Origin of the sequence: Luxibacter massiliensis (genome assembly GCF_900604355.1) — a bacterium.
Taxonomy (GTDB): domain Bacteria; phylum Bacillota; class Clostridia; order Lachnospirales; family Lachnospiraceae; genus Luxibacter; species Luxibacter massiliensis.
In genome coordinates this window covers 3,317,097-3,341,847 of record NZ_UWOE01000001.1, presented here as the reverse complement: position 1 = coordinate 3,341,847, position 24,751 = coordinate 3,317,097, and the positions used below count along the sequence as shown (strand labels likewise).

Below are 24,751 nucleotides of genomic sequence, written 5' to 3'. Positions count from 1 at the left end.
TTATATCAATTACAGGAGGTCATTTTTTATGATGAGAAAACAAAGCGGACAAATCCAGATGGTAATCCTTGACATAGATTCTATGGTTCCAGAAGATCATCTTCTGAGACAAATTAAAAACTGTGTAAATTTTGATTTTATATGCGAAAAGGCAGGCCCCTATTATTCCCATGTTGGCAGAAAATATATTGCCCCCGTTGTTCTGATAAAAATGCTGCTAATTGGTCAAACGGTATGGAAGTACCTTTTATTGCCTTGACGGTGCATCCAAAAGTCCCGTATGAAATCGTAAAGATATCTGAAATACAGCCTTTGTCAGAGGATAATGGGAAAGTAAAAAACGATTCTATCTTTCCGGATAATGAAAATCGCAGATTTGCGGTGTATTATTTGGAGTTAGCGCCAGAAAGTTACTGGCAGTCAGAACCACATCTGCGGGGCACCACAGAATTTATTACCGTTTTTGATGGTATCATTGAAATAATAGCCGATAGTCAGTATTTTACTGTTGCTAAAGATGAAAGTATTTGATTTAAAGGAGATACAATCCACTTTTACAGAAATAAAGGCGTAGAAACATCAGTACTGCACATGATCCTGTATAATCCTTAAATTATAGAAGGGAGCAAAACTCTCAAATGAGATAATCTTTTTCCAAAAATAAAGAAAGGAGCTGTTGCTTTAGCGAATGTTGATTCTCTGAAGCAACAGCTCTTTTTGTGTGTAAAGCAATATTTAAACTGCTATGCCTCCTCTTTTTCGAAGGACTGGAGGACGGACCAGGTGTCCACAGAAGAAGTGATTACTTTTGTAATCTGGCTGGATTCTCTTGTATCAATAATATCCATGATGTCTTTATGCACTTTATAGACGATCTCACCGTTCTGGTGCTTATGAGTGGCGGATATGGAAGGCTCCATAAAGTCGATCACAAAGTTATAAATCTTTTCGGATAAAAGATTGCAGGAGGCTTTGCCGAGTAAACGGTGGAATTCCAGGTCATTTTCCTTTAACTGTGAGGGAGTTGCGCCGGACTTGATGAGCTGCTGCAGTTCTTTTAAGTTTTCTTTCAAGGACGTTCTGTCTGTCTGGTTTTCATCATAGTGTTTCAGAATCTGTTCTAAAATATCAATTTCAAAGATTTGACGGAATTCATATAAGTCTTCGATATTCGGGTTGGAGAGGAAAAAACTAAACAAAAAGGAGTCCAACATTCCGTTTCCGGGAGTTTCGCACACATAAGTTCCGTTTCCAACACGAATATCGATCAATCCAAAAGCGGATAGTATCTTCATCGCTTCTCGGACTGAACCGCGGCTTACACCGAGACCTTCCGATATCTCCAGCTCGCTGGGCAGTTTCTCCCCTGGTTTTAATCTCCTATCTATCAATAACTGTTTGATGTTATTCACCACTATATCTACGGCTGATTCCCTTTTAACAGATTTATCATAGAAAATAGACATAAAGCACCTCCTCGATCTCTTAAATAAGATTTTATCATATTAAAAGATTAAATGCCAATTGTTTGTCAATTGTTTCGTGAAAGGATGTACAATACGGCGGACGATATTAAGCTTTTAGTATTTTGTCAGGTATTAATAAACAATTTTAAGTCGGTTTAGTTGTAAATATTATACAAAAAGTGAATTTGGTTTAGTAATTAATTGACACATATAACAAAAGATGTTATATATAAAACATCAGATGTTTAATGAATGAGAAGGGAGATGAACAAATGAGGAAAATGGTTGCTGCGGTTTTGGCCCTGACATTATTGATATCACTGACAGCCTGTAGTAATTCTTCTACATCATCGGTACAGGAAGATGATGGTATGATGGGGGCAGACAGCGCGAATATCAGATTCAAGGTGGGGACGACAACCGCGCCGGAAGGACATTATGTGAAAGGACTGCAGAAGATGCAGAAACTGTTGGAGGAATACAGTGACGGCGAGATGACACTTGACATTTATCCGAATTCTCAGCTGGGAAATGAAAGAGATATGATGGAGAGCGTGGGACTGGGAGTCCAGGAGATGTGCCTGATCTCTACCGGTCCTATTCCTAACTTTGTATCAGACTTTGCAGTACTTGACTTTCCGTACCTTTTTGAAGATGCAGAAGATGCATATTCAAAATTAGACGGGGAACTGGGACAGGAACTGTTGGATGAATTGGAGACACAGAAGATCAGGGGCGTAGGCTTTTGGGAAAATGGTTTCCGTGAACTGACGAACGACGATAGAGTGATTGCAACGCCGGAAGATCTTGCAGGGATGAAGATCAGAACGATGGAAAATAACGTTCATATCGAGACATATGAAGAACTTGGAGCGACGGCGACTCCTATGGCATGGTCGGAGATTTTTACAGCATTATCTCAGGGGACGGTTGACGGACAGGAGAACCCGATCGCGATTATAGATACAAGCCGGGTATGGGAAGTCCAACAATATATATCTATGATTGATCTTTTCTATTCTCCGTGTGTTCTGATGATCAGTGAAAGGATATACGATGGGTTGACTAAAGAACAGCAGGAAGCATTTGACCGGTCGGCGGAAGAAGCGAAAGACTGGCAGAGAGAGTACAGCCAGAATTATAACGAAGAAGCTGTCGCCAACATGGATAAAGAAGGGGTTACAATTACAGAAGTTGACAAAGAAGTCTGGAAGGAAGCTGTGTCGGATGTATATGATATGGCTGAGACGTTCCAGATTAGTCAGGAACTTGTCGATAAATGGACAAAGTAGAACGGAGGATGAGTGGTGAAGAAGTTTTTTTTAGCGGTTAAAAAGATAGAAGAAATACTTCTTGTAATATTGATGATTGTGATGTGTACCATTGTATTTATTGCGACTGTCGCAAGATTCACGAATCTGTTTATTATATCTTGGGCGGAAGAACTGGCAAGGTATTGTATGATATGGATTATCTTTCTTGGCATCGGAGTGGCGGCGATTGATGGAGAACACTTTTCGGTGGAGGCGCTGGATTTGTTCGTGCCGAAAAAGGTTATGAAGGTAATCCGGGGAATCTGTGCAGTGATCGTGTTAGTATTCAGTTTGTTTGCTGGATATTACGGGGTTAAGATTCTGGCGTTTCAGATCAGCGGGGGCCAGATTACACCGAGCCTTAACTGGCCGATGTGGCTGATGTATCTTGCGATTCCATTAGGACTTGTAATTATGGCGGTGTGCTATGTATACCATACGTACACACAGATTACAGGGAAAGAAGATAAGAAGGATGAGAAAGAACTGATAGAAGAGGGGGAACAGGAAGTATGATAGGAATATTATTTAGCGTACTGTTTCTGATGTTAATCCTGGGAGTACCTATAGCTGTCTGCCTAGGAGTGGCGGTGTGTGCGGTTATCATGTTAAGTGGCAATATGCACCTTCTGCCGGTCGTGACACAGAGGATGTTTACTCAAGCGGATAACTTTACTCTGATGGCGGTTCCATTTTTCATTCTGGCAGGAAACATTATGGAAAAGGGAGGAATCTCTAAAAGGCTCATTGATTTCATAGAAATTCTGCTTAGAAAACTGCCGGGCAGGTTGTCCTGTATTACAGTAGTGGCTTCGGCATTCTTTGGAGCTATCTCAGGTTCTAATCCGGCGACGGTTGCTGCAATCGGAGGGATTACGATTCCACGGATGAAGAAAAAAGGCTATCCGGATGAAGTGGCGGCAGCTGTAGCGGCTTCGGCAGGGACACTGGGAGTTGTTATTCCGCCAAGTATACCGATGGTTACATATGCGGTAACAGCGTCGGTCTCTGTAGGGACGATGTTCATGGCTGGAATCGTGCCGGGTATTCTGCTTGCGATAGTCCTTGTATTTACGAATATTGCCGTGTGCAGGAAATACGATGCACCGGATAATACGAAGATAACAGTGAGAGAAGTTGCCGTTTCCTTTAAAGAGGCGCTCCTGGCTATCTTGATGCCAGTTATTATCCTGGGAGGAATCTACGGAGGACTCTTCACACCGACAGAGTCAGCGGCTGTAGCATGTATCTATGCGTTAGTTGTAAGTGTGTTCGTATACAAGGAACTTAACATTGGGGATATCTATGATATCTTGAAGAAATCAGCGGTAAGTTCAGCAGTCGTTCTGTTCGTCGTAAGCATGTCCGCTCCGTTTGGTTGGTTTATGACGCACCAGAATATGTCGACGGCAATTGCGACAGGTGTGCTTGGACTTTTCAGTAACAAATATATATTACTGTTGATGATTAATATATTACTTTTATTCCTTGGCTGCTTTTTAGAGACACAGTCCATCATCCTGCTCGTGACGCCGATTCTGCTGCCGATCGCAACCTCTCTTGGACTGTCGCCTATTGCACTTGGAATTATTATCATCATTAATACATCGATTGGTATGATCACGCCGCCGATGGCAGTGAACCTGTTCGTGGCATCGGGAATCGCGGAGACGAGTATCGGAAAGATCAGTGGGCGTATACTGATCTACCTGGGAGTCGAAGTACTAGCGCTTTTATTTATGACATTTATACCATCTATCATTACGTGGCTTCCAAATATGTTAGGAGCGTAGAAGAGGCCATATAGAAAAAACTATGTAGAAGAAGCTGCAGGGATTTATCAAAAAGGAGGAATTTAATATGAACACAGTAGAATTAAAGCAAATTGCCGATAGGCTCCGGCTGACGGCGGTAGATATGGTCTATAAGGGAAAAGACGGACATCCGGGGCCAGCGCTGTCAATTGCAGATATTGTAGCGACACTATTTTTTGACGAAATGAGAGTCGACCCGGCAAATCCGGAATGGGAAGACAGAGACCGTTTCATCTTATCGAAAGGACATGCGTGCCCGATCTATTATGCGGCTCTCTCCGAGAAAGGATATTTTGGAGAAAAAGTAGAGGACTTTAGTCTGAGGGCGCTTGGAAGTAAATTTCAGGGACATCCGGTTATGAATAAGACAAAGGGCGTGGATATGACGTCCGGTTCTCTGGGAAATGGTATTGCAATAGGTTCTGGTATGGCTATGGCCGGAAAATACCGGAAGAAAGATTACAATGTGTTTGTAGTGGTCGGAGACGGCGAACTTCAGGAAGGTATCTGCTGGGAAGGGATTAATTCGGCGGCAGGCCATAAGCTCGACAACATGGTCGTATTCGTAGATAAGAATGGATGGCAGAGCGGCGGTTCTGTAAAGGACACGATCGGTTCTAATAATATTAAGGAACGTTTTGAAGCATTCCAGTGGCATGCGCAGGAGATCGACGGCCACGATATCGATGCGATTAAGAGGGCTATTGCGAATGCGAAAGCCGAGAAGGGAAGACCGAGCGTGATCGTGTGCGACTGTGTCAAAGGAAAAGGACTTCCTTATATGGAAGACAATAATGCATGGCACAAAGGAGTTCCGACAGAAGAGCAGTATGAAGAAGCAGTAAGAATTTTAGGAGGTGTATAGAGATGGCAGAGTTTAAAGGTACAAGAGAGGCATTTGCACAGGCGCTTATCGATATGGCGGAGACAGACGATAAGATTATGTTCGTGTCGCCGGACTCATTAAAAGCAATGCGTGCGACAAAGTTCGCAGAACTTCACCCAGATCAATATGTAGAGGTGGGAATTGCAGAACAGAATGCAGTGGACACAGCGGCAGGGTTGGCGGCAGCAGGGTTGACCCCGTTTGTTGGTACATACGCAGGATTCCTTACGATGCGTGCATGTGAGCAGATGAGAACATTTGTTGCATATCCGAATCTGAATGTTAAATTTGTCGGAATCAATTCCGGACTTCTTGGAGGAGAGCGGGAAGGTGTGACACATCAGTTTTATGAAGATCTGGGGATTTTGTCAAATATCCCAAACTATACGATCTTTACTCCTGCGGATGCGGCTCAGACATATCATGCTGTTAAGATGGCGGCGGAAATCGATGGACCAGTCTATGTGCGTGCAGGAAGCGGCCGCGAGGTGGACGCCTATGACAAAGAGACACCGTTTAGTCCGGATGGAATCCGCATTCTGAAAGAATACGGCAATGACGTACTGCTTTTGTCCAGTGGATTCGTGCTGGATCGTGTTCTGGAGGCGGCAGAGATTCTGAAGGGACAGGGAGTCAATGTGACAGTTGGAGATATCAATATTTTATATGGTAAAGACCCGTCCAAAATTTTAGAGGCGATCGGAAAAGCAGACTGTATCGTGACGGTGGAAGACCACAATGTAAATGGTGGGATGGGCGCTTATATCAGTAAGCTGGTAGTGGAAAATGATCCGAAGATCGTTAAGAGAATTGGTCTTACGACGTTCGGAGAATCAGGCCCGGCAAAAGAACTAGCGGACGCATATGGATTTACGCCGGAGGATATCGCAAAAACAGGGGCTGAGACGGCGAAGCGTTAAACCAGGGATATTAAGATAAGAAGTAAAGGATCAATGAAAAAAGAGAAAGAAGGAATTAAAATGAGTAAAATCGTAGTAAGTGTAATCGGAGCAGGCGGTAAGATGGGAACTAGGACAAGCAATAACCTGGCAAAGAGGCCAGAAGAGTTCGAACTTCTGCTGGTGGAGGCATCTGAAGCAGGGATTAAGAGTATCAAAGACCGCGGATTTGAGCCCACGGACGTAGAAGAGGCGCTTGCAAAATCCGACGTAGTAGTGTTTGCAGTGCCGGATACTTTGATCGGTAAGTTATCAGCGGTTTATGTTCCACAGTTAAAGCCAGGCACAGGCTTCATTATTCTGGATCCGGCGGCGGCAGTGGCAAAGGAACTTACATTAAGAGATGATTGTACATTTGGGGTTGCACATCCTTGTCATCCTTCTTATTTCCTCGATCAGGATACCTTCGAGGCGCGCCAGGACCGTTTCGGCGGCTGCGGCGGCAAGCAGGATATTGTAATGTCTAAGATTCAGGGAGACGATGACAGGTTCGCGCAGTGTGTAGAAGTGGCAAAGCAGATGTATGCGCCGGTAGAACACGCCTATGTTATGAGCTCTGAGCAGATTGCATTCCTGGAGCCTACATTAGTAGAACTTCTCGGAGCTACCTGCCTGTATGCGATGGCTGAGACGGTAGATGAAGCAGAGAGAAGAGGAATCCCAAGAGAAGCGGCAGTTTCCTTCCTGACAGGACATATCTATAATCTGTCTGCGAACTTCCTTGGGTATATCCCGGGAAATCCGCCTGTATCGGATGCATGTAAAGTTGCTATCGGCCTTGGAAACCGTCTTGTTATGAGGGAAGACTGGAAACAGATCTGGAATGACGACGTATTAGACAAGGTAATCGCTACGATGCTACATCCGGAAAAGCCGCAGATATAGGAGGGAGATGTCAGATGAAAATTGTTGTATTAGACGGATATACGCTGAATCCCGGAGATTTGGACTGGGAAGGGTTGAATGCGCTGGGTGAATGTACTGTATATGACAGAACGTCGCTCACAGATATGGAAGAAGTGGTAGATAGAATCAAAGATGCAGAGATTGTGTACACGAACAAGACTCAGCTTCCAAAAGACGTGCTGGACCGGTGTCCGAACCTTAAGTTTATCGGGGTACTGGCGACAGGATATAATGTAGTCGATGTAGAAGCGGCAAAGGTAAAGGGAATCCCGGTAGCGAACGTCCCTACTTATGGGACAGCGGCGGTCGGACAGTTTGCAATAGCGCTTCTGCTTGAGATCTGCCATCACATCGGTCATCATAATGAGGTGGTTCATGACGGAGCGTGGGAACATAATGCAGATTGGTGCTTCTGGGATTACCCACTGATCGAGCTGGACAGGAAGACGATGGGGATTATCGGATATGGACGAATCGGCCAGTCTACGGGACGGATTGCGCAGTCGCTGGGAATGAACGTGCTGGCATATGATGCATATAAAAATCCAGACTTAGAGTCTGAGACATGCAGATACGCAGAGCTTGACGAGGTGCTTAGCCAGTCGGATGTGATCGCCCTCCACTGCCCGCTGTTTCCAGAAACGGAGAAGATGATTAATAAATCTACAATCGCAAAGATGAAAGACGGGGTTATTATCCTGAATAACTCCAGAGGGCAGTTAATTGAAGAGCAGGACCTGGCGGATGCCTTAAACAGCGGCAAAGTTGCGGCTGCAGGGTTAGACGTTGTATCTACAGAGCCGATCAAAGGAGATAACCCGTTGCTTCAGGCGAAGAACTGCCTGATTACACCGCATATCTCCTGGGCGCCAAAGGAGTCCAGGCAGAGACTGATGAATATTGCGGTTGATAATCTGAAGAGCTTCTTAGACGGAGCGCCCGTGAATATTGTAAATAAATAGGACAGCTTCATTCACAATGCCATGGTGAATTGAACTAAAGTAAATGTTCCCTCCCGGAATCCGATGCCGGGAGAGGAAGTATTAAAAGAGATACGAAAGAAGGGGCGTACACCGGTGAATGTGCTGACGGCGAAGGACACGATTGATACGAAGGTGGAGTTTTTGCAAAATGGGACGGACGATTATGTGACGAAGCCGTTCGACATACAGGAAGTTCTGTCCCGAGTGGAAGTCCAGCTGCGAAAGAGTACCCCGGGACTGGAGGAAGAAGATTAAGGAAGTGACGAACAAGGAATACATTGAAACGGCATGGAGAGAGCTTCAAATCCAAAAACAACGAGATATACTGTAGTTTACAGCTAAAGGATAGGTCAAAAGAGTATAATGTGCGAAAGCTGTGGAAGCAGTCGGTTGAGGAAAAAGAGTAACTTTACTCAGCGGTTGGACAAAACGGATGATTATTATGGAAATCGGTATATAGTTTAAACTTTAGGAGAAAAGAGCAGAAAATTTTTATGGGAGTGATATCTGCTCTTTTTCTTGTATTATAAAGAAGGAGGATGTATATTATTCTTAAAAATAATTATTGATCGGCAGAAAAACTTAGAGAAGCTCGCACGAAAGGTAACCGTAAGTATTATCGGCGGACGGCTATATATCCGCCGTGGGCATGGTCAGAAGAAGAAATCATAGAAATCACGGAAAGCAAGCTGAGCGACAGGGAGTTCTCTGGACGGCTTCAGCGTTCAATGAAAGCAATCACGAATAAAAGGAGTTGCGAAAAACAGAAAAATATGCAGAAAGTAAAAATCGGTATATGCGATGATTTCCCTGAAGTAGTGGAGGTCCTAAGTAATATTGTTTCTGAACACTTAGATAAAAAGGAATATGCGTATAAAATTGAAAAATTTTATAATGGCACAGACCTCCTTGAATCAATACAGGAAATGGATATAGTATTTCTTGATATTGAGATGCCGGGACTGGATGGGATTGAAATTGGCGGCAGAATCCAGGAAAGTAATGGAGACTGTAAAATAATTATGGCAACCGGAAGAGTGGATCGCTTTAAAGAGGCATTTAGGATCAGTGCATTCCGGTTTGTGACAAAGCCATTTGATCCGGAAGAAATCATATCAGCTTTAGATGAAGCGCTGAATTCTATGTTGGGAATAGAAACAGTCGAATTATATTTGAATAGAATCCCTTATAATGTACAGCAAAAAGATATTTTGTACGTGAAAGCATATGAAAGTTATGTGGGAGTTTATGTGAAGAACAGAGGTATGATGAGAAAAGATATGTCTTTGACAAAAATAATGCCGCTTTTGGATCGAAGGCTCTTTTATAGAGCAGACAGAAAATATGCCGTAAATTTGGCGCTTATAGAGGAATATAAGCGGGGAGTGATTAAAATAACTGACGTAGAGATAAAAATCCCAAGAGGGAAAAAGAAAGAATTTGAAAGGGAATATGAAGAATTCCGATTTAGGTATAGTTAAGTATGAATGTGCTGATATTGGTAGTGAATTATTTTATAGAAGTAATACGATTCTCAATGGGGTTAGAGATATTTTTCGGAAAGAAAATGAAAGCATCCGGCTCTGTAGCTGTAAGCGGCATAGTATATACACTATGTCTGCTGTGGGTGGAAGAAATCGGTCCGATTTTGCTGTATATATTTGCGTGTGCGGCAGTGTATTGTATGACAGAAGGGAGAATAGGAGAAAAAATATTTCAGATTTTGATGGTGCTTTGTATTTCCGGAAGTCTGGACGAGATAATCGGTATTGCAATACAATATTATGTGGCAGACTATAGATATATAAGATTTTTGGAAGCGGTTATTGTTCTTATTTTGTTTATTTTCGCTAGGGAAGTGCAGAAACGCAAACCTGAATTTGGAATGTATATAACTGGAGTTATTAAGGCAAGGGTTATGATTACAATGCTTGTAATGACTATTATATTGTCATGTATAATCGTAGGCTTCAGTAATATGCAAGAATATGCGCTTAAAGAAAATTTTAAACTGATAGCAGATTTTATCAGCGTACTTGCATTTATAGGAATGATCGCATTACTGGTATTTATTGCATATATCCGAAAAGCAAATGAGATTATGCGTGAGCTGGTTGATACGGAACGTTCCTTAATTAGTATGCAGGAAAAGTATTATAAAGAATTGCTGAAACGTGAAGAAGATACCCGCAGATATAGACATGATATGCAAAATCATCTTCTCTGTCTGACACAGTATATAAAAAATCAAGAAATAGAAGAAGGCGTACAATATATAAAAGGCTTGCAGGATAATCTTGTAAGTATTCAGAAGAGATGTTATATAAGCGGTAATGATTTACTGGATATGTTTTTAAATTATTATTTATCGCCATTGAGAGAAGTGAAAATAAATATATGGGGTGGATGCAGCGGCAGTCTGCTGATAAGTGAAGTGGATTTCTGCATCATATTTTCTAATCTGATCCAAAATGTGGCGGAAGCTATGCAACGACAGAAAACAGGTGAGAAATATATACGCATAATCATACAAGAAAGAGCAGAGCATTGTGAGTTTGGCATACAAAATAGTATAGATTCCCAGACAGTTTCTAAGGATGTGACTTATAAGATAGACAAGAAAAATCATGGGATAGGTCTAAAGAATGTTTCGGAAGCGGTACAAAGGAATAATGGATATTTTGAAGCTGGCATAAAAAATGGAGAATATTCTTCGATTGTAATATTAAAAAGAAAAAAGACAGTCAATACAACTGTTTAGAAAGAAAAGTGCGCGTTCGTAAAGAAAGGATGGAAGTACATAGTAGGATTTGCTACAATTCATTTAAAACAGAAGCAACGCTAGGCTCTTTCTTTGAAGAAGAAAACGTACCTACATCCAGTGGAGAAAAGCAAAAAATAGCGATACTTAGAGTGTTATATAAAGATACTCCAGTAATGATATTTGATGAACCGACATCAGCGCTAGATTCAAAGTCAATAAAATCTTTTATAAATTATTTAGGCAGTATAAAAAAAGAAAAGATTATAATTATTATAACACATGATGAATATGTTAGTAAAACATGTGATAGAGTAGTTTCTGTTGGTTAATAAAAATGTTTGTTACGGATTTGTCGAAAATGTAAAAGAAAGGTGGAAGAAAAGGCGTGAGTGAAAATCAAGAGATTAAAAAGGATAGTTCAAAAGAAAAACGAAATAAAAAAAATGTAATAAGTATTTATCTGGTAGCAGGTATGTGTATAGGAATACTACTCGGAGTGGCAGTAGAATCTTCAGGAATTATCGTACGAGGTGTGGGAATAGGAGTAGGTCTTGCTATTGGCACGGGAGTAGGTTTTGCTATTGGACAGCATTTTGCGAATAAAGAATAAGTTCTTTAAAATTATGATAAATATGTACTTTTTAAGTAGCAGGGTAGCATGAATCGTAATCGTTCCATGTGCCTTGCTTATTTTAGTTTTCAATAGATTTCTAAGAGGCAGGGGCGGGTAATTCTTCAAATCCGAGAAAGTAGTGTGAGGAATAGACTGAATCTGCTGTGCCGGAAAGCTGCGGTTTAAAATATAGACGATAATGATGTCCTGTAAGAAGTTTTAGGTGTTTATCTAAAGCAAATTCATATTCAGTTCCTTCAGGAGTGGTAAACATAATTTTTTGTGTTTTATTCCAAAGTGCAGAGGGAATATGTTTGGTGCAGATTCCCGTTAAGGTGCAGTAGGATTTAGTGCGGAACTGCTGGAAAAGTAAGAAAAAGCGAACAATACTGCACAAGCCTATAAGACTGCTTAAAATACACAGGCTTTTGTCACGGGCATTTAACCCATATACGATACCGAAAGAGGAACAAAGAAAGCCGATCGCACAGATCGCGACCAGCTTTGTAAATAGTGGTTTTGGCATAACAGCCTCCTTTTTACTTATCCAGTATGATTTGCTTTTTTAGATACAGGTTAGCAATGCTTTGAAGTACAGGATATTGTGTATGATGTAACGCTGTCTGTTCAGCAAGTTTAAACAGGTACACAGCCGTAAAGGAAAACTTTCTTTCACCGGTGTAATGTGCATTTGAGATAAAAGCCGATAAAGCGCATCTACTGCGCTCACTCCAGCTCCTTCAGCTACGGTTCCGCGCATGAGCAGACGGCGCAGATAATGTGAAAAGTCAGGTTCAGGGATAAGTTTTTGACGTTTCAGTACTCCATCTAACTCTGCGCCTCTGTCTTAATTCTTACTATTCAGCCGGCTATACAAAAATGTCATCCTTTAAAAATGTTCCCGCTCTTAGTTCTGCAAAAGCCTTTTTCAACTCTTTCTCCGTGTTCATCACGATGGGGCCGCCCCAGGATATAGGTTCATCTAGCCTGACAGAACTAATCCATAATATATGTGACTTCTCTTTTCCTGGATTCTGCAGATTTACATGTTCTCCTCTGGTCAGCTTTACAGCAGTTTTCTCAGGTATGTGGGTAGTCCCAACCTTGGCCCCGCCAGATAATGTAAAAAGCATAATAGAACGGTCTGGCTCTGTGTCAATGACAATCTCTGACCCAGAGTCTAGCTGGATATCATAATAATCCAACGGCAGATATTTTCCCTGATAACCGGAGTATTCTTTGTAGTTTCCTGCCAATAGACGCAGCTTACCGCCGTCCAGGGCGATTTCTTGAATTTCTTCCTTCTTTATGCTGTGGTAAACGGGTGCTGTCATTTTATCCTTCTGAGGGAGATTCAGCCACAGCTGCACTCCCAAGAGCCGCTTAGATTCTGGTATCATCTCTTCATGTAGAATCCCGGAACCTGCTGTCATCCATTGTACCTCTCCATCTGAGATTGTATCAGAATATCCCAGGCTGTCCCGATGCTGCATCTTCCCTTTTACAACATAGCTGATTGTCTCAATGCCCCGGTGGGGATGCATAGGAAACCCTGCTGTATAATCGGCCGGATTTTGGCTGTCAAAAGAATCAAGCATTAGGATTGGATCGAAGGCCTCCATTGTCTGGCTGCCCAATACCCGTACCAGGCTTACGCCCGCGCCATCCTGTGTCAAAAATCCCTGTATCAATTGTCCTGCTTTTCTATCCATCATTTTCCCCCTTATATTTTTTTAAAAGAGAAGTTAATTCTGCCTTCTCCTCCTCACTATAGATCTGAAATTCATTCAGGATCATGGATTCATTTTGGGGATATACTTCTTCGATCAATGCCCTCCCCGGTTCTGTCAACTGCAGAATACAGCGTCTTCTGTCTGCCTCGTCCTTTAGCCGGACCAAAAGTCCGCGTGTTTCCAGATTCTGTATAATCAAAGGGATGGTCCCGCTGCTGCTCAATATCTTTTCCTGTACTTGGCCCACTGCCATATCCCCTTTATGGTAAAGGGCCTCCAAAACTGCAAACTGCCCCAGAGTTAATTGGTATGGCTGCAGCAGCCTGCTTGTTTTTCTGTCTATCGCGTTTGCCATCCGATGTATCCCTATTAATATTTTTAATTCCTGTTTGGCCAAATTTTGCGCCTCCTCCCAAATATCTCTACATAGAGATATTTTAATCTACATAGAGATAATTGTCAAGTCCTAAGAAAATCCTTCTCAAAAACATCTATGCAGCATGGCCAGTACCAGGAAACTGCATGGATTCCTGGTACTGGGGATAACTGCTTTTATACCTATTGTCTGTGGGTTTTGGGGAAATACAGAGGGAGAGGATATGCAGTATGATTCATAGAGTATTGTCTGAATGACACAAAAGAGGAATACAAATATTTTTACTGCGCTTTTTCCGTAATCCTGAATGTTAATTCCGTCATACATACCATGATTATGATAAAGATAAAAAGGTATACGGGAAGTATTGCAAAGCTAATTAAATTGCCGAGAAATCCAAATAGAGGCGGAATGAATGTGGTTCCTGCATAAGCGCTTGCCATTTGGATTCCGATAATTGCCCCAGAGTTTTCTGCCCCGAAATTATTCGGCGTGGAGTGGATGATACAGGGATAGATGGGGGCGCATCCAAAACCGATAATGATAAATCCTGCAAGTGAGACGGCTGGGCTCCTGCCGGGAATCAGCAGAGAAATAATGCCGCAGAATAAAATACAAGCGCCAAGAAGGATCATCCTTCTGTCACCTAGTTTATTCATTACAAATCCACCGAGGAATCTGCCGATGGTCAATCCTATGTAAAATAGTGAAGCAAATAGGGCGGCCTGGTCTGTCGTTATCCCCTTTACTTCGACCAGATATGTACTGGCCCAATACATGGCGGTTGCCTCTGCAGAACAATATGCAAAAAAACCAATTAAAAGATAAGGAACCCCTTTAATTTTCAGTGCATCGATTACCCCCATACTTTTTGTGTTTTCTGCAGTATTTTGCTGATTGACCTTCCAGACAGGAAGCGTGGCAAGGAGAAGCAGGCCAATACCGAGTTGGATAAAAGCTACAGTGCGGTACCCGTTATTCCAGGTGGAATATGTCAAAGCGCCGCTCATGACAAATGGACTGACAATGGCTCCGACGCCCCAAAAGCAATGGAGCCAGCTCATATGCCTTGATGTATAGTGAAGGGCAACATAATTATTTAATGCGGCATCAACTGCACCGGCGCCAAGGCCATATGGAACTGCAAATATAATAAGCTGCCAGAATTGGCCCGAAAAAGAAAAGCCAAGCAGGGCAACTACCGTGAGGAAGATACTGCCTACAGTTACAATGCGGGTACTTAATTTTCTTGTCAGCTTATCAGAGAGAATACTTGATATAATGGTCCCGCCGGATATAATCATTGAAACAATTCCCATAAAGGATATAGGGACATTCAGGTCATTATGCATAGCGGGCCATCCCGATCCGAGAAGTGAGTCAGGAAGTCCAAGGCTGATAAAAGCTATATAAATAAGTCCAAGTAAAAGTGAGTACATTTCTATTTTTCCTCCCAAAACAGTACAATAAGCATTAGGTGTATAATGCGGGGTATGTAAGCGTCCGCCTGGCTGAAGAGGCAGGGGTTAAGGGGGAGTTGGAAGGATTATTTAATGGGGGATGTTTCGTTAAGCATTGCAACAACCTCCAGGCCTCCCACTCCTGTATCGATATATATGCCTGTCACCGGGTTTTGTATATAGTCTTTCTTCTCCTTTATTACAGGAGGCTTGATATCACACAGGATACCCTGTCCCGCAAGACGGCCTGCTACATTTCCGCAGGAGATATTTGTGAGCTCACAGAGAGCGGAGAGCACCAGTTCATCCAATTCATGATACTCCATCATGGTCATAGTGCTTACAAGACTTAAGGCTAGTTCTTTGGAAAAACCGAAAATAGCTTTGCCATTAAGCGCACCTATGAAGGGGAGTTCAATAAATACATCTCCCTGTATGGGGCGTCCTGCCACAACTTCCTGCCGGGCAGTTCCCAGGTCAATGCCGGCCATAGTGTTTATAACATCAATGGCGCTGCTGGAGAAGAGCTTCATGTTAGAATCAAAACTTCCCCCAGTGTACTGGGGGCGTCCTGCCACAATTTTCTGGTCTGTGTCTGCCACATGGTATATGAGCCAGGCAGTGATAACCCCGGCCAGATCTTTCAGTGTGTGCACATCAAAATTGTTCTTCTCTAGTTTATCCTCATATTCCAAAACAGTTTTGGTAAAGTTTAGGTGTTCCTTCTTATGTTCTTCCAGTCCTTCATAATGGATAGAGGCCTGGTACTCTTCTTCATCCCGGAAATGGTAAATCACATAATCCTTTAAGAAGCCGAGCGCCTCTCTGTAGACTTCAATAGGTGCATTTTGAGTAATATCTTTGATTAGATTTTCCGTCCTGTCAAATAATTCTATGTGCTGGTTATCGATACGGTCTATACCTAGACGGTAATTTTCCTTCCACATCATCTTTGTATACCTCCTGTTATAGCTGCATTATAGAGCTGGCTGGCGCTGTATGCGCAGTTTTATTATTATAGCATGAATAAAAGGATAATCACAGCATAAAAGATAATATTTTATTTTTCGGATGCTTATTTCTAAGAAAAGCTTCTTTGCCATTTCCGAAAGACTCCGGTATAATATTCCTATAAATATGAAGAGTTTTGTAGCCTCAAACCTTATTATAGGTATAAGGTTTTGGGGCGGCAAGAGGAGGTGCGGTTATGGAGCGTTTAACAGTTGGGGAGATGGCAAAATTGAACCATATTTCTGAACAGACATTGCGCCTGTATGATAAAATCGGCCTGTTTTCTCCCAGTATGCGGGGCGAGAATGGTTACCGGTATTATGATATTAAGCAGAGCGCACTTTTAGATATTATACAATATATGAAGAGCCTGGGGATATCCCTGAAGGAGATTAAATACCAATTGGAGCAGAAGGATCTGTCTTGTGTAGAAGCGGCATTGAAAGAAAAATACCGCCAGACAGAGGAGGATATCCGGGCGCTGAAATGCCAGCGCCGGGCATTGGAACGCACAATAGAGAGCTTTTCCAGATACCGCAGCGCCCCTCCGGACGGGACACTGCAGATGGAATATATTGGACAGAGGCAAATGTATGTGATCGACACAGGGATGAATTTTTATGAGCATGATACAGAGTATTATGAAAATGCCCTCAGGCGTTTGCAGGACCGGTTTCTGATGGATAACCTTCCTCAGATTTATTTCTGCAATGCGGGAACCATTCTCCGGCAGCAGGATTTTCTTGTTCCCCGTTTTTATGCCACAGAAGTATTTGTTTTTGTAGACCGTGAATTTGTAAAGGAAGAATTGATTACTACAATTCCCGCAGGTAATTATGCGTGTATTTATTGTGATGACTTTTATAAGGAAAAGGAGTATATTTCCCGTCTGTTGAAGTATATTAAGAATGCGGGGTGTGAGGTTTGTGGGGATTATCTATGTGAATCTATTGCTGATATACCAGTAACCAGGGGGGATTCCAGGGGACTTTACCTGAGGCTTCAGGTTCCGGTCAGATTTCGTTAATAAAAAAACAAAATATCCTTGACCTTATAGCGGAAGCAGGCTTTATAATCTAAGGCAAGATCTAGGGTGTGCTTGATAATTATTCCTGGCAAGATGCAGGCCGCGATTTTATGAAAGACACTCTGGCAGACAATAATCTGCAGAAAAATGCATATATGAAAGGATGGTAATGGAAATGGTAAATCTTGAAAAGGTCCGTGTAGTACAGTATGGCTGTGGCAAAATGAGCAAGTATATTTTAAGGTATCTGTATGAAAAGGGGGCAGAGATAGTAGGCGCTATCGATACCAACCCAGAGGTAGTAGGGATGGACGCCGGAGATTATGCAGAGCTGGGCGTAAAGCTGAATGTTCCAATTCGTTCTGACGCTGATGCGGTATTGGATGAATGTGATGCTGATATTGCTGTTGTTACATTGTTCAGCTTTGTGTCAGATGTGGAGCCTCACTTCGAACGCTGCCTGTCTAGGGGAATCAATGTAGTGACTACCTGTGAGGAGGCTATTTACCCATGGACCACCGCTGCTGCCATTACAAACCGCCTGGATAAGCTTGCAAAGGAGCATAATTGTACTATTACTGGAACAGGCATGCAGGATATTTTCTGGGTAAATATGGTAGGCGCTGTAGCAGGCGGCGTGCAGAGTATCAAGAAGATAGAAGGCGCAGTCAGCTATAATGTGGAGGACTATGGGCTGGCGCTTGCAAAAGCACATGGGGTCGGCCTGACTCCGGACGAGTTTGAAGCACAGATCGCCCATCCGGAGGTGCTGGAGCCTGCTTATGTATGGAATTCCAATGAAGCTCTGGCCAATAAACTGGGCCTGACGATTCAGTCAATCAGCCAGAAGTGCGTACCTTATTTTTATGACAAAGATTTATGGTGTGAGACTACTGGGGAGACAATTAAAAAAGGAAACTGTATTGGAATGAGCGCAGTTGTCACGACAGAAACATTCCAGGGGATTACAATCGAGACACAGTGTATTGGAAAGGTATATGGGCCTGACGACGGGGATATGTGTGACTGGAAAATCATCGGTGAGCCGGATACAGAATTCCATGTGGTAAAGCCAGCTACACCAGAGCACACATGCGCTACCTTAGTGAACCGTATTCCCACTATCCTGAATGCGCCGGCGGGTTATATTACTGCTGAGAAGCTGGATGACGTGGAATATCTTGCTTGGCCTATGCACATGTATTTGAATTAGTTTAGAGAGGTTCTAATCTGGCATAAAGTGCACATAACCATACGCCCTCCAGGCAGACAGAAAGAATTGTCTGCCCGGAGGGCGTATTTTATTTCCCGCCAGCAGCGCGCCAAGGGGACATGCCTAAGCGTCCATTTGGCTGCTGCTGCGGGGGGCTAATACCTGATGCTTGCATGGCTGCTAGTCTGATGCCCTGTATGCTTGTACCGGGGTTTTTGCATTGTCCTACATTTGGGGGCGGGTATGCAGGGGAGTATGTTGTATAAGCATTTTAGGTCTGCTATACTAAAACAAACCTTTGTGCTGTAGATATGTGTTATAGCGCGGCGGGTAAGGTACAGAGTTATCTATGGAGAGGGCGTGGGATGATGGAATCCAGGCATGAGATGATTTTGCCCATTCAGGGACTTCCCTTTAAAATGTTTATATTTGAGGGGAAAGATGGAAACTATTCCCGGGGGAAACACTGGCATAGTTCTGTGGAGATATTTGCTGTGTTTGAGGGGGATTTGGTTTTCAAAATGAATGAAGAAGAATATATACTTAGATCGGATGAATTTATGCTGGTGAATTCCAATGAAATTCATGCTATTGATGCGCCCTGTCCAAATAGGACCGTGGTAATACAGATCCCTCTGAAAGTTTTTGAAGCATATTATACAGGGGAGGAATTTATAAGATTTACACATAATCCAAAGTCACATGACAAGAAAGTGATGTCTTTAGTCTCGGATATATATGAGGCATATGATAGGCAGTTTATAGGATATGAACTCAAAATACAGAGCCTTTTTTACATGCTGCTATATTTTATGGTAACAAAATACCGGGAGTCAGAGGCCAGCCTGGATATGCTGAGGAAAAACCAGAAGCTGAGCCGGCTGTCGGTCATTACCTCGTATATAAAGGAACATTATACTGAGGATATTTCACTGGAAGGACTGGCAGAAATATTTGGCTATTCACCTACTTATCTTTCGAAGCTGTTTCAAAAGTATGGGGGGATTAATTACAGGCCTTATTTACAGAATGTGCGCCTGGAACACGCATATAGGGAATTGTCTGAAACTGACCGGACACTTGGGGAGATAGCTATGAAAAATGGATTTTCGGACAGCCGTGCCTTGGCTAAGGCGTTTCGCAGGAAATATGGGATATTGCCCAGTGAATATAGAAAAATGACAAGAAAGTGACATTCTTACCATAAGTATTTGGTCGAAAGAGGAGCGTATATCTGGTAAAATGATTTTATGGCACAGTGGAGGATAGTGTGTTAGGAGCATACTGCTTAAAATTAAGAAGGGAAGGTGCATTTTATGGATAATATGCCGGAATTAAAAATTGGAGTTGTGGCTGTCAGCAGAGATTGTTTCCCGGAGAGCCTGTCAGTTTCACGCAGGGAGGCGCTGATTGAGGCATACAAGAATAAATATGGAGATGAGGAGATCTACGAGTGCCCAGTCTGTATTGTGGAGAGCGAGATACATATGGTCCAGGCCCTTAAGGACATAAAACGAGCCGGCTGTAATGCCCTTGCTGTATACCTTGGTAATTTTGGCCCGGAGATATCGGAAACCTTACTGGCAAAGCATTTTGATGGGCCTAAGATGTTTCTTGCAGCCGCCGAAGAGACAGGCAGTAACCTAATACAGGGGCGGGGGGATGCATACTGCGGTATGCTCAATGCAAGCTATAATTTAAAACTGAGGGGGATTAAAGCCTATATTCCCGAATATCCTGTGGGGACTGCGGAAGAATGTGCGGACATGATACATGAATTCCGGCCCGTGGCTAAGGCGGTTATAGGACTTAACAGCCTGAAAATCATCAGCTTTGGCCCGCGCCCCCTGAACTTTCTGGCATGTAATGCACCCATACAGCAGCTTTACAGCCTGGGAGTTGAAATAGAAGAAAATTCCGAACTGGATTTATTTGAAGCGTTTAACAGACATGCAGGTGATGAGCGGATCCCTACTATAGCTAAAGAGATGGAAGAGGAACTGGGGGCGGGCAATAAAAAGCCAGAGATACTTGCAAAACTGGCCCAGTATGAAATTACACTAATGGATTGGATAGAGGAACACAGAGGCTACAGAAAATATGTCGCGATTGCCGGGAAGTGCTGGCCGGCATTCCAGACCCAATTTGGGTTTGTGCCGTGTTATGTAAACAGCCGCCTGGCTGCCCGGGGCATCCCGGTATCTTGTGAAGTCGATATATATGGGGCGCTGAGTGAGTTCATTGGGGCAGTGGTAAGTGAGGATGCAGTAACGCTGCTGGATATTAATAACACAGTGCCCGCGGACATGTATCAGGAAGATATAAAGGATCAATTTAATTACACACAAAAGGATATTTTTATGGGGTTCCACTGCGGCAACACAGCCTCTAAAAAACTGTCCTTCTGTGAGATGAAATATCAGATGATTATGGCAAGAACCCTGCCGGAAGAAGTGACGCAAGGAACCCTGGAGGGAGACATAATCCCCGGAGATATTACATTTTACCGCCTGCAGAGCACGGCAGACTGCAAATTGCGGGCATATATTGCCCAGGGAGAGGTGCTTCCTGTAGCTACAAGATCTTTTGGGTCTATCGGCATATTTGCAATTCATGAAATGGGAAGATTTTACCGCCACGTATTGATAGAGGGTAACTATCCCCACCATGGGGCCGTGGCATTCGGAAACCATGGAAAGGCTCTGTTTGAAGTATTCAAGTACATTGGTGTGCCGGTAGAAGAAATTGGGTATAATCAACCCGCTGGGGTACGGTATCCCACGGAGAATCCCTGGAAGTAGACAGAATATTCAGAAAATGGAGGGCAATGGGGACAGACCCTTTTGCAAAAGGGTCTGTCCCCATTGTTCATTTGGAGGTAATCATGCTTTATATAGGTATAGATTTAGGAACATCTGCTGTAAAATTATTATTAATGGATGAAATTGGAAAAATTCACAAAATTGTATCAAAGGAGTATCCTTTATATTTCCCGATGCCGGGTTGGTCGGAGCAGAATCCTGCTGACTGGTATGGGCAGGCAGTGGAGGGGATTAAGGAACTGACTGCAGATTGTGATAGGTCAAAGATTGCAGGGATTGGTTTTGGGGGCCAAATGCATGGACTTGTGGTGCTGGACGAAAAGGATGAAGTAATAAGGCCGGCTATATTGTGGAATGACGGCCGGACTTTTGAGGAGACGGAGTATTTAAATGACGTTATTGGCAGGGAGAAGCTTTCGGCCTACACGGCAAATATTGCCTTTGCAGGATTTACAGCCCCTAAGATTTTATGGATGAAGAAACATGAGCCGGATAATTTTTCAAGAATAAATAAAATTATGCTCCCCAAGGATTATCTGGCTTATAAATTAAGCGGAGTATTCTGCACAGACTATTCGGATGCGTCAGGAATGCTTTTATTGGATGTCAGGCATAAGTGCTGGTCAAAAGAGATGCTGGAAATTTGTGGGATAACGGAGGGCCAGCTTCCATGTCTGTATGAAAGCTATGACGTTGTAGGGACTATAAAGTCAGATTTGGCCGCAGAGCTTGGATTTACGGAAAATGTAAAAATAGTGGCTGGCGCCGGTGATAATGCGGCTGCTGCGGTAGGGACAGGAACGGTAGGGGAGGGGATGTGCAATGTGTCACTTGGGACGTCAGGCACAATCTTTATTTCCAGCAGCACCTTTGGTGTGGATGACCATAATGCGCTGCACTCCTTTGCCCATGCCGACGGGCATTATCATTTGATGGGATGTATGCTGAGTGCTGCATCCTGCAATAAGTGGTGGATGGACGAAATTTTGAGGACAGCAGAATATAAAGAGGAGCAGGAAAAAATAGTGCGGTTGGGAGAAAACAGAGTATTTTATCTGCCCTATCTGATGGGAGAGCGCTCCCCTCATAATGACCCAAAAGCACGCGCAGCCTTTATTGGCATGTCTATGGACACAACAAGGGAGGATATGACCCAGGCTGTCTTAGAAGGAGTTGCATTTGGCTTAAGAGATTCACTGGAAGTTGCGAGGAGCCTGGGAATCCACATAGAACGGACAAAAATCTGCGGGGGCGGCGCCAAGAGTGCGCTGTGGAAAAAAATCATTGCAAATGTCATGAATTTAAAGGTAGACGTCATAGAGAGTGAAGAGGGCCCGGGATATGGAGGCGCTATGCTGGCTGCTGTAGGCTGCGGAGAGTTTGCCTCTGTGGAAGAAGCCGCAAAGAGGCTGGTGAAGGTTGTAGAGACAGTAGAGCCGTCCCTTGGACTGGTAGAAAAATATGAAGAATCTTACCAGAAATTCAGAAAGATATACCCCGCTGTGAAACCATTATTTCAAGAAATGTAAATTTTAATAGTTAAGAACCTTTTATATATCTCCCTATGGATAGGGGAGGCTGAGGTATCTGATAAGATTCGTGAAAGGATCCGGAATTGCCGCTGGCGTGCGGCAAAATCCCGGACCCTTTTTTGTGGGAAGGCATATTTTTAGTTTTTTTGCGCCCTGTGATTGCCAGTCCAGTGCAAGCACAATATAATAAAAATAACTGTGTGATTGTATAGGGAGGTATAAATGAAAATATTATTGGTGGAAGATGATTTAGAGATAAGTACCATGTTAAAAAACTTTCTCTCCGCTGAAGGTTTTGAGGTGGAAACAGCCGGCGATGGTGAGAGCGCCTGTAACACGTTTTTTTCGGATATATATAGTCTTGTCCTGCTGGATCTTATGATTCCCAAAATAAATGGCATGGAAGTAATGCGCAGAATAAGAGAAAGAAATACTGTCCCTATTATAATAATTTCTGCAAAAGACTCAGACTCTGACAAGACTTTGGGCCTGGGATTAGGGGCGGATGATTACATTACAAAGCCATTTTCTGTCTCAGAGCTTTTGGCCCGGGTTAAAGCAAATATCAGGAGGACGACTCAGTATGCGCCACGGATTTCTGATATGGCCGAATGTATTAGGCATGGGGAGTTGGCCATGAATTTAGAAGATTTCTCTGTGACTAAAAAGGGAAGGCCCATAGAACTGACTGCAAAGGAATTTGAAATACTGAGGTTATTTATGCAGAATCCTGGAAAAGTGTATACAAAAGCGCAGATATATTCTATTGTATGGAACGATGCCTATTTAGGGGATGAAAATGCTGTAAACGTACATATCAGCAGATTGCGCAATAAAATTGACGATCATCCCCGTAAGCCGCAGTATATTGTGACCGTGTGGGGGATTGGCTATAAGCTGGGGGAGATCCGGGATGAATGATATGATTTTTATTTTTGGGGGAGCGGCTATCTTCCTGCTGCTTATCATTTTGCTTCAGCAATGTATCTATATTAAGGAAATGCAGAAAAAGTTAATAAAAGTCAGCAAAAAGCTGGAACATATTTTAGAGAGCGGCAGCGATGAGCGGGTTATGGAATTTACATCGAATAAAGCACTGATTGAATTGATGTCCCGCATAAATGAATTGCTGATTGACCGCCAGAAAATTAAGGTGGATTTTAAGAGGACAGAGATTTCTTCGAAAAAAATGCTGGCCAATATATCCCATGATATAAAGACTCCGCTGACAGTAATCTTGGGATATTTGGAGATTATGCGCCTGAACCATGCAGAAGATGAAATGCTTCGGAAAACAGAGGAAAAGGCGAAGCAGGTAATGGAAATGCTCAGCCAGTTTTTTTCTTTGGCAAAGCTGGAGGCAGGAGACACGCCAGTGTGTATCTGCAGGACTGATATCGCAGAAATTTGCCGGGAGAATATTTTGAGTTTTTATGACATTTTATTTAAAAATAATTTTGAAGTGGAAATATCTGTTCCAGACAAGCCGGTTTATGCCCAGTGTGACAGAGGGGCGGTAGGAAGGATTCTCTCAAATTTAATTACAAATGTGGTCCGCTATGGGAATGAAGGGAAATATGTTGGGATAAATGTACGCCAAGACGATTCTTTAGTATATATAGATGTGAAAGATAAGGGGAGGGGAATTGAGAAGGAGTTTGCCTCTGCTATATTTGAACGGCTTTACACCCTAGAAGATTCACGGAGCCGTGATATACAGGGAAATGGCCTGGGCCTGACGATTGCAAAAAATCTGGCCGCCAGGATGGACGGCGATATTACCCTTTATAGTGAACCAGGAGTTGAGACCATATTCACGGTGCAGCTCAAAAAATAAAAGATCATGGCGTGTCTGAGGATTGGTTCTGGGACG

26 protein-coding genes and 1 pseudogene are annotated in these 24,751 nt (G+C 43.0%); 21 read left to right on the top strand and 6 right to left on the bottom strand.

Annotated elements, in window-relative coordinates; all coding sequences use genetic code 11:
- Positions 1-28: 28 nt before the first annotated feature.
- Both EFA47_RS19960 and EFA47_RS15610 read left to right on the top strand, forming a co-directional pair.
- Positions 29-259 carry a hypothetical protein gene (locus EFA47_RS19960; protein ID WP_164689881.1) on the top strand — a complete coding sequence of 77 codons (231 nt, stop codon included), beginning with the start codon at positions 29-31 and terminating at the stop codon, positions 257-259.
- Positions 226-612: pseudogene (locus tag EFA47_RS15610) on the top strand (cupin domain-containing protein); the annotation flags it as partial. The gene EFA47_RS19960 and the pseudogene EFA47_RS15610, both read left to right, overlap by 34 nt.
- A gap of 131 nt (positions 613-743) precedes the next feature.
- On the opposite strand, the gene EFA47_RS15605 reads toward EFA47_RS15610, so the two are convergent.
- On the bottom strand, positions 744-1,466 hold the full coding sequence (locus EFA47_RS15605) for a FadR/GntR family transcriptional regulator (protein WP_122644083.1): 723 nt from the start codon (positions 1,464-1,466) through the stop codon (positions 744-746).
- A 272-nt stretch (positions 1,467-1,738) separates the two neighbouring features.
- On the opposite strand from EFA47_RS15605, the gene EFA47_RS15600 reads away from it, so the two are divergent.
- The 12 genes from EFA47_RS15600 (at position 1,739) to EFA47_RS15545 (ending at position 11,701) form a co-directional block, all read left to right on the top strand.
- Positions 1,739-2,758: a DctP family TRAP transporter solute-binding subunit gene (locus EFA47_RS15600; RefSeq protein WP_164690028.1), complete on the top strand. Its 1,020-nt coding sequence runs from the start codon at positions 1,739-1,741 to the stop codon at positions 2,756-2,758.
- A gap of 15 nt (positions 2,759-2,773) precedes the next feature.
- Positions 2,774-3,295 (top strand): TRAP transporter small permease, encoded by a 522-nt coding sequence (locus EFA47_RS15595; RefSeq protein ID WP_122644081.1) that lies wholly within the window; start codon positions 2,774-2,776, stop codon positions 3,293-3,295.
- Positions 3,292-4,572: a TRAP transporter large permease gene (locus EFA47_RS15590; protein ID WP_122644080.1), complete on the top strand. Its 1,281-nt coding sequence runs from the start codon at positions 3,292-3,294 to the stop codon at positions 4,570-4,572. Before EFA47_RS15595 ends, EFA47_RS15590 begins: the two co-directional genes overlap by 4 nt.
- A gap of 67 nt (positions 4,573-4,639) precedes the next feature.
- On the top strand, positions 4,640-5,458 hold the full coding sequence (locus tag EFA47_RS15585) for a transketolase (RefSeq protein WP_122644079.1): 819 nt from the start codon (positions 4,640-4,642) through the stop codon (positions 5,456-5,458).
- A 2-nt stretch (positions 5,459-5,460) separates the two neighbouring features.
- Complete coding sequence (locus tag EFA47_RS15580; RefSeq protein ID WP_122644078.1) at positions 5,461-6,399, top strand: transketolase family protein; 939 nt, start codon at positions 5,461-5,463, stop codon at positions 6,397-6,399.
- A gap of 33 nt (positions 6,400-6,432) precedes the next feature.
- Positions 6,433-7,323, top strand: coding sequence for a phosphogluconate dehydrogenase C-terminal domain-containing protein (locus tag EFA47_RS15575; protein WP_235853275.1), 891 nt, complete (start codon positions 6,433-6,435; stop codon positions 7,321-7,323).
- 14 nt (positions 7,324-7,337) lie between these two features.
- Complete coding sequence (locus EFA47_RS15570; protein WP_122644077.1) at positions 7,338-8,306, top strand: D-2-hydroxyacid dehydrogenase; 969 nt, start codon at positions 7,338-7,340, stop codon at positions 8,304-8,306.
- Between the two features lie 63 nt (positions 8,307-8,369).
- Positions 8,370-8,582: a response regulator gene (locus tag EFA47_RS15565; RefSeq protein ID WP_122644076.1), complete on the top strand. Its 213-nt coding sequence runs from the start codon at positions 8,370-8,372 to the stop codon at positions 8,580-8,582.
- 518 nt (positions 8,583-9,100) lie between these two features.
- Entirely contained in the window at positions 9,101-9,808 is a 708-nt protein-coding gene (locus tag EFA47_RS15560) for a LytR/AlgR family response regulator transcription factor (RefSeq protein ID WP_164690027.1), read from the top strand.
- Positions 9,809-9,810: 2 nt separating this feature from the next.
- A complete protein-coding gene (locus EFA47_RS15555) occupies positions 9,811-11,088 on the top strand; it encodes a sensor histidine kinase (RefSeq protein ID WP_122644074.1) in 1,278 nt (425 codons plus the stop codon).
- An 8-nt stretch (positions 11,089-11,096) separates the two neighbouring features.
- Positions 11,097-11,420, top strand: a complete 324-nt coding sequence (locus EFA47_RS20330) for an ATP-binding cassette domain-containing protein (protein WP_206215541.1) — start codon at positions 11,097-11,099, stop codon at positions 11,418-11,420.
- A gap of 56 nt (positions 11,421-11,476) precedes the next feature.
- The gene (locus EFA47_RS15545) at positions 11,477-11,701 is read left to right on the top strand and encodes a hypothetical protein (protein WP_122644072.1); all 225 of its coding nucleotides are present in this window, start codon (positions 11,477-11,479) and stop codon (positions 11,699-11,701) included.
- Between the two features lie 100 nt (positions 11,702-11,801).
- Here EFA47_RS15545 and EFA47_RS15540 read toward each other — a convergent pair whose 3' ends face one another.
- From EFA47_RS15540 to EFA47_RS15515, 5 genes are all read right to left on the bottom strand, one after another.
- Positions 11,802-12,230, bottom strand: a complete 429-nt coding sequence (locus EFA47_RS15540) for a hypothetical protein (protein WP_122644071.1) — start codon at positions 12,228-12,230, stop codon at positions 11,802-11,804.
- Between the two features lie 343 nt (positions 12,231-12,573).
- A complete protein-coding gene (locus EFA47_RS15535) occupies positions 12,574-13,419 on the bottom strand; it encodes a pirin family protein (protein ID WP_330512212.1) in 846 nt (281 codons plus the stop codon).
- The gene (locus EFA47_RS15530; RefSeq protein WP_122644069.1) at positions 13,409-13,834 is read right to left on the bottom strand and encodes a MarR family winged helix-turn-helix transcriptional regulator; all 426 of its coding nucleotides are present in this window, start codon (positions 13,832-13,834) and stop codon (positions 13,409-13,411) included. Before EFA47_RS15530 ends, EFA47_RS15535 begins: the two co-directional genes overlap by 11 nt.
- A gap of 260 nt (positions 13,835-14,094) precedes the next feature.
- Complete coding sequence (locus EFA47_RS15520) at positions 14,095-15,252, bottom strand: MFS transporter (protein WP_122644068.1); 1,158 nt, start codon at positions 15,250-15,252, stop codon at positions 14,095-14,097.
- 107 nt (positions 15,253-15,359) lie between these two features.
- A complete protein-coding gene (locus tag EFA47_RS15515; RefSeq protein ID WP_122644067.1) occupies positions 15,360-16,223 on the bottom strand; it encodes a bacteriohemerythrin in 864 nt (287 codons plus the stop codon).
- A 257-nt stretch (positions 16,224-16,480) separates the two neighbouring features.
- Between EFA47_RS15515 and EFA47_RS15510 the strand changes: the two genes are divergently transcribed.
- The 7 genes from EFA47_RS15510 to EFA47_RS15480 all read left to right on the top strand — a co-directional run bounded on the left by EFA47_RS15510 (position 16,481) and on the right by EFA47_RS15480 (position 24,715).
- Positions 16,481-17,311 carry a MerR family DNA-binding transcriptional regulator gene (locus tag EFA47_RS15510; RefSeq protein WP_122644066.1) on the top strand — a complete coding sequence of 277 codons (831 nt, stop codon included), beginning with the start codon at positions 16,481-16,483 and terminating at the stop codon, positions 17,309-17,311.
- 175 nt (positions 17,312-17,486) lie between these two features.
- On the top strand, positions 17,487-18,524 hold the full coding sequence (locus EFA47_RS15505; protein ID WP_122644575.1) for an NAD(P)H-dependent amine dehydrogenase family protein: 1,038 nt from the start codon (positions 17,487-17,489) through the stop codon (positions 18,522-18,524).
- Between the two features lie 368 nt (positions 18,525-18,892).
- The gene (locus tag EFA47_RS15500; protein WP_122644574.1) at positions 18,893-19,717 is read left to right on the top strand and encodes an AraC family transcriptional regulator; all 825 of its coding nucleotides are present in this window, start codon (positions 18,893-18,895) and stop codon (positions 19,715-19,717) included.
- Positions 19,718-19,840: 123 nt separating this feature from the next.
- Complete coding sequence (locus EFA47_RS15495; RefSeq protein WP_122644065.1) at positions 19,841-21,325, top strand: L-fucose/L-arabinose isomerase family protein; 1,485 nt, start codon at positions 19,841-19,843, stop codon at positions 21,323-21,325.
- An 83-nt stretch (positions 21,326-21,408) separates the two neighbouring features.
- Positions 21,409-22,875 (top strand): xylulokinase, encoded by a 1,467-nt coding sequence (xylB, locus tag EFA47_RS15490; RefSeq protein WP_122644573.1) that lies wholly within the window; start codon positions 21,409-21,411, stop codon positions 22,873-22,875.
- A gap of 225 nt (positions 22,876-23,100) precedes the next feature.
- Positions 23,101-23,799: a response regulator transcription factor gene (locus EFA47_RS15485; RefSeq protein WP_122644064.1), complete on the top strand. Its 699-nt coding sequence runs from the start codon at positions 23,101-23,103 to the stop codon at positions 23,797-23,799.
- The gene (locus tag EFA47_RS15480) at positions 23,792-24,715 is read left to right on the top strand and encodes a sensor histidine kinase (RefSeq protein WP_122644063.1); all 924 of its coding nucleotides are present in this window, start codon (positions 23,792-23,794) and stop codon (positions 24,713-24,715) included. Before EFA47_RS15485 ends, EFA47_RS15480 begins: the two co-directional genes overlap by 8 nt.
- Positions 24,716-24,751 lie beyond the last annotated feature (36 nt).

Bases quoted from the DNA above. Each gene is read 5' to 3' on its own strand.
- EFA47_RS15500 (WP_122644574.1), top strand. From the start codon at position 18,893: ATGGAATCCAGGCATGAGATGATTTTGCCCATTCAGGGACTTCCCTTT.
- EFA47_RS15570 (WP_122644077.1), top strand. From the start codon at position 7,338: ATGAAAATTGTTGTATTAGACGGATATACGCTGAATCCCGGAGATTTG.
- EFA47_RS15505 (WP_122644575.1), top strand. From the start codon at position 17,487: ATGGTAAATCTTGAAAAGGTCCGTGTAGTACAGTATGGCTGTGGCAAA.
- EFA47_RS15520 (WP_122644068.1), bottom strand. From the start codon at position 15,252: ATGTACTCACTTTTACTTGGACTTATTTATATAGCTTTTATCAGCCTT.
- EFA47_RS15590 (WP_122644080.1), top strand. From the start codon at position 3,292: ATGATAGGAATATTATTTAGCGTACTGTTTCTGATGTTAATCCTGGGA.
- xylB (WP_122644573.1), top strand. From the start codon at position 21,409: ATGCTTTATATAGGTATAGATTTAGGAACATCTGCTGTAAAATTATTA.
- EFA47_RS15480 (WP_122644063.1), top strand. From the start codon at position 23,792: ATGAATGATATGATTTTTATTTTTGGGGGAGCGGCTATCTTCCTGCTG.
- EFA47_RS15555 (WP_122644074.1), top strand. From the start codon at position 9,811: ATGAATGTGCTGATATTGGTAGTGAATTATTTTATAGAAGTAATACGA.
- EFA47_RS15600 (WP_164690028.1), top strand. From the start codon at position 1,739: ATGAGGAAAATGGTTGCTGCGGTTTTGGCCCTGACATTATTGATATCA.
- EFA47_RS15580 (WP_122644078.1), top strand. From the start codon at position 5,461: ATGGCAGAGTTTAAAGGTACAAGAGAGGCATTTGCACAGGCGCTTATC.
- EFA47_RS15560 (WP_164690027.1), top strand. From the start codon at position 9,101: ATGCAGAAAGTAAAAATCGGTATATGCGATGATTTCCCTGAAGTAGTG.
- EFA47_RS15575 (WP_235853275.1), top strand. From the start codon at position 6,433: ATGAAAAAAGAGAAAGAAGGAATTAAAATGAGTAAAATCGTAGTAAGT.
- EFA47_RS15485 (WP_122644064.1), top strand. From the start codon at position 23,101: ATGAAAATATTATTGGTGGAAGATGATTTAGAGATAAGTACCATGTTA.
- EFA47_RS15585 (WP_122644079.1), top strand. From the start codon at position 4,640: ATGAACACAGTAGAATTAAAGCAAATTGCCGATAGGCTCCGGCTGACG.
- EFA47_RS15605 (WP_122644083.1), bottom strand. From the start codon at position 1,466: ATGTCTATTTTCTATGATAAATCTGTTAAAAGGGAATCAGCCGTAGAT.
- EFA47_RS15565 (WP_122644076.1), top strand. From the start codon at position 8,370: ATGCCGGGAGAGGAAGTATTAAAAGAGATACGAAAGAAGGGGCGTACA.
- EFA47_RS15535 (WP_330512212.1), bottom strand. From the start codon at position 13,419: ATGATGGATAGAAAAGCAGGACAATTGATACAGGGATTTTTGACACAG.
- EFA47_RS15515 (WP_122644067.1), bottom strand. From the start codon at position 16,223: ATGATGTGGAAGGAAAATTACCGTCTAGGTATAGACCGTATCGATAAC.
- EFA47_RS19960 (WP_164689881.1), top strand. From the start codon at position 29: ATGATGAGAAAACAAAGCGGACAAATCCAGATGGTAATCCTTGACATA.
- EFA47_RS15540 (WP_122644071.1), bottom strand. From the start codon at position 12,230: ATGCCAAAACCACTATTTACAAAGCTGGTCGCGATCTGTGCGATCGGC.
- EFA47_RS15495 (WP_122644065.1), top strand. From the start codon at position 19,841: ATGGATAATATGCCGGAATTAAAAATTGGAGTTGTGGCTGTCAGCAGA.
- EFA47_RS15510 (WP_122644066.1), top strand. From the start codon at position 16,481: ATGGAGCGTTTAACAGTTGGGGAGATGGCAAAATTGAACCATATTTCT.